4 protein-coding genes are annotated in these 3,744 nt (G+C 73.1%); all 4 read left to right on the forward strand.

Annotated elements, in window-relative coordinates; genetic code table 11:
• The first annotated feature begins 14 nt into the window (after positions 1-14).
• Genes cas5e through cas2e form a run of 4 tightly spaced genes read left to right on the forward strand, consistent with a single transcriptional unit; the run spans position 15 to position 2,960 of the window.
• Complete coding sequence (gene cas5e / locus ACIQOV_RS32105; protein ID WP_331768778.1) at positions 15-881, forward strand: type I-E CRISPR-associated protein Cas5/CasD; 867 nt, start codon at positions 15-17, stop codon at positions 879-881.
• Between the two features lie 4 nt (positions 882-885).
• Positions 886-1,659, forward strand: a complete 774-nt coding sequence (gene cas6e / locus ACIQOV_RS32110; protein ID WP_331768777.1) for a type I-E CRISPR-associated protein Cas6/Cse3/CasE — start codon at positions 886-888, stop codon at positions 1,657-1,659.
• Between the two features lie 3 nt (positions 1,660-1,662).
• The gene (gene cas1e / locus ACIQOV_RS32115; protein ID WP_401054210.1) at positions 1,663-2,685 is read left to right on the forward strand and encodes a type I-E CRISPR-associated endonuclease Cas1e; all 1,023 of its coding nucleotides are present in this window, start codon (positions 1,663-1,665) and stop codon (positions 2,683-2,685) included.
• The gene (cas2e, locus tag ACIQOV_RS32120; protein WP_331768775.1) at positions 2,682-2,960 is read left to right on the forward strand and encodes a type I-E CRISPR-associated endoribonuclease Cas2e; all 279 of its coding nucleotides are present in this window, start codon (positions 2,682-2,684) and stop codon (positions 2,958-2,960) included. The genes cas1e and cas2e overlap by 4 nt, the downstream gene beginning before the upstream one ends.
• The last annotated feature ends 784 nt before the right edge of the window (positions 2,961-3,744 follow it).

Here is a 3,744-nt window from a genome sequence, read left to right on the forward strand (position 1 = left end):
GTGAACGACAACTGATGCCCGCCGACCCCACCCCCGCACCGGCCCCGGCCCCGCAGGGCGAGGCGCAGGCGGTCCTCGTGCTGCGGCTGGCAGGTCCTCTCCAGTCCTGGGGCGACCGCAGCGCCTTCAACCGCCGCGACAGCAGGCCCCAGCCGACCAAGTCCGGCGTCGTCGGCCTGCTCGCCGCGGCCGCGGGCCGTCCGCGCGAAGCGGACATTACCGACCTGGTCGGGCTGCGCCTGGGCGTGCGCATCGACCAGCCCGGAACGCTGCTGCGCGACTACCACACCGTCAGCGACTACCGGGGCCGGCCGCTGCCGCAGGCCGGGGTCAACGCCAAGGGGATCCAGAAGCCGACCTCCCCGGCCAAGGACACCCACGTCACCCACCGCTACTACCTCCAGGACGCGGTGTTCGTCGCCGCCGTCCAGGGCCCGGCCGCGCTCGTCGAGATGCTCGCCGAGGCGATCCGCCGCCCAGCCTTCCCGCTCGCCCTCGGCCGGCGTTCCTGCGTCCCCACCCAGCCGATCGCCCTCGGCGCGGTACGCGACGGGACCCTGGAGGATGCCCTGGCGGGCGAGCCCTGGCAGGCGGGCGTCGCTGCCAAGGAGGCCTACCGGCGGCGGTCCCGGAAGAGCCCGGAGCCGTTCTCCCCGCACCGGATCGACCTGGCCGCGACCTTCGACGACCCGTCGGGTGACGACACCCTCCAGGACGTCCCGCGTTCCTTCGACCCCCGCGAACGCGGCTTCTCCACTCGGAGAATCCGCCACGCCTGGCTCACCGTTCCCACCGGCCTCGACCCGACGAACACGACCACGACCACCCAGCCGGCCACCGAGGCCGGCGGCCACGACCCGTTCGCCCTGCTGGGCTGGTGACCCGATGACCTACCTCTCCCGCGTCCGCATCAACCCCCTGCGCGCCGCCAGCCGCACCCTGCTCGCCAACCCCCGCGCCCTGCACGGCGCCGTCACGGCCGGCGTCCCCGACATCGCCCCCGGCGACCGGGTCCTGTGGCGCCTGGACGCCGACCACCCGCGCCGCCCCGCGCTGCTGGTCCTCACCCCGTCCAAGCCGGACTGGACCCACATCGTCGAACAGGCCGGGTGGCCCGACGCCGACGGCGAGCACTACGCGATCCGCGACTACAGCCCCCTGCTCGGCCAGCTCGCCGTGGGCCGCGAGTTCGCCTTCCGGGTCAAGGCCAGCCCCGTCCAGAACACCGCCAAGCCCGACAAGGCGAGCGTGCACCGCACCAAGACCGCCGCCGAACTCCACCACCGCTCCTACCGCATGGCCCATCGCACCGCCGCCCAGCAGCTCACCTGGTTCCTGGACCGCACCGAGCGCTGGGGCTTCACCATCCCCGAGGCACGCACGGACGGTCCGGCGCCGGGCCTCGAACCCGACGCCTCGGACACCCCGGCCGACGCGCGGCCCGCCCGGGAGGTGCGGATCACCGACCGCAGCCGCAACACCTTCACCAAGCCCGGCACCCGCACCTCGGTCACCCTCACCACCGCTACCTTCGAAGGCCACCTGCGCATCAGCGACCCAGGCCTCCTGCAGGCCGCCCTCCTCGGCGGCATCGGCCCCTCCAAGGCCTACGGCTGCGGCCTGCTCACCCTCGCTCCGCTGCCCGCCGGAGCCCGCTGACCGATGGCCGACATCTGGTGGAAAGCCCACCCCCACGACCTGCACCGCCTCGCCGACCGCGTCTCCAGCGTCTACGTCGAACGCAGCCACATCGACCGTGATGAGAACGCCGTCGTCGTCATCAACAAGCGCGAGACCGTCCGCGTCCCCGCTGCCATGGTCGCCGTCATGCTGCTCGGTCCGGGCACCCGCATCACCCACGGCGCCGTCAACCTCCTCGCCGACTCCGGCACCACCGTGTGCTGGGTCGGCGAGCAGGGCGTGCGCATGTACGCGGCCGGCCTCGGCCCCAGCCGAGGAGCGGCCCTCCTCAACCGGCAGGCCTGGCTGGTCAGCCGCACCAAGGAGCGCCTGGCCGTCGCGCGGACCATGTACCGGATGCGGTTCCCCGGCGAGGACGTCAGCACCGCCACGATGCAGCAACTGCGCGGCCGTGAGGGCGCCCGCATCCGGAAGCTCTACCAGGCCGAGTCCCGCCGCACCGGCGTCCCCTGGAACGGCCGCGTGTACAAGGCCGGTGACGCGTACGCCGCTGGCGACGACCTGAACCGGCTCCTGTCGGCGGCCAACGCCGCGCTTTACGGGATCTGCCACGCGGTCGTCACCGGTCTGGGCGCCAGCCCGGGGCTCGGCTTCGTCCACACCGGACTGGCGACCTCGTTCGTCCTGGACATCGCGGACCTCTACAAGGCCGAGTACACCATCCCCCTCGCCTTCGACCTCGCCCAGCAGGGGCACACCGAGGAGCGCGACGCCCGCCTCGGCCTGCGCGACCGCATTGCCCGGGACAAGCTGCTGGGCCGCATCGTGAACGACGTCAAGGCGCTCCTCAGCCCGGACGACACCGAGATGCCCGACGTCGAGGTCAACGAACTCTGGGACGAACGCGTCGGCGCCGTCCAGGGTGGCGTCAACTGGTCCGGCACGGAAGGCCCGTCGGTGCCCGCCGCCTCCGAACCAGGGATGGGTGACGAACACCTGGCCATCATCGGCCCGGAGTTCACCCAGGACACGAGCAGCCCGTGACCGTCATCATCCTCATTGCAGCCCCCGAAGGCCTCCGCGGCCACCTCACCCGCTGGATGGTCGAAGTCAACGCCGGCGTCTTCGTCGGCAACCCCAGCCGCCGCATCCGCGACCGGCTCTGGGAACTCCTCGCCACCCGCATCGGCGACGGCCAAGCCGTCCTCGTCGAACCCGCCACCAACGAACAAGGCTGGACCGTCCGCACCGCTGGCAAGGACCGCTGGAAGCCCGTCGACTTCGACGGACTGATTCTCTCGGCCCGCTCCCGCCGATAAACTCGCAGGTCACGAAGTGTCGGCCCCGCACGCGCGGGGATGGTTCCCGAGGGGCCCCGGATCGTCCACGACGGTCCGGGTCGGCCCCGCACGCGCGGGGATGGTTCCTCGTCTAGAACGAAGACGATGATCGCCGGGTGCTTGTCGGCCCCCCGCACGTGCGGAACTCCAGCCGCCGGAGGCCCATGTCCACGGGGCATGGCGATGCGGCACGTTGCGTCCCGTCAGCGGTCGGCGGCGAACCGGACATGTGCCGTCCTTCGGCCATACCCGTCCGATCCTGGCGGCGCCACGGGTGTCACGGGCGGCCCGGTGCGAGCGCGGGATAGCGCAGCTCCAGGTCGAGGACGGCGGCGGGCGGGCGCTCGTGGTAGCGGACCCAGAACGGGGCTGCGCCCTGCTCCGCCTGCGGGTGGCAGAGGAGCCCGCGGGTGAGGCCGGTGTGGAGGTCATGGTCCTCGGTGTGTGCGGGGGCCGGCTTCCGGGGCGGAGCCGCAGACGGCGCAGCGGCCCTGGTGGTAAGCGAGGAGGCGTTCGGCGGGGCGTTGGCGGTGGTCGTAGGGCGGAATCGGCCAGGACAGGTACGCGGGGGCGGCGGTACTCCAGCGCTCCTCCCACCGGGCCCACAGCCGTTTGCGGACGGCGCAGCGTTCGCAGTCGGCGGGGGCAGCCGCCTTCGACGGGCGGGCAGAGCGGGGCGGCGTCGAGGGCGTGGCGCAGGTCGAGGCACAGGAGTTCGAGGGGCGGGGTGCCGGGTGAGGCCCAGCCGTCGGGGGCGGGTGGG

Source organism: Kitasatospora sp. NPDC091257 (genome assembly GCF_044757675.1).
In the GTDB taxonomy this organism is placed as follows: Bacteria; Actinomycetota; Actinomycetes; order Streptomycetales; family Streptomycetaceae; genus Kitasatospora; species Kitasatospora lactacystinica.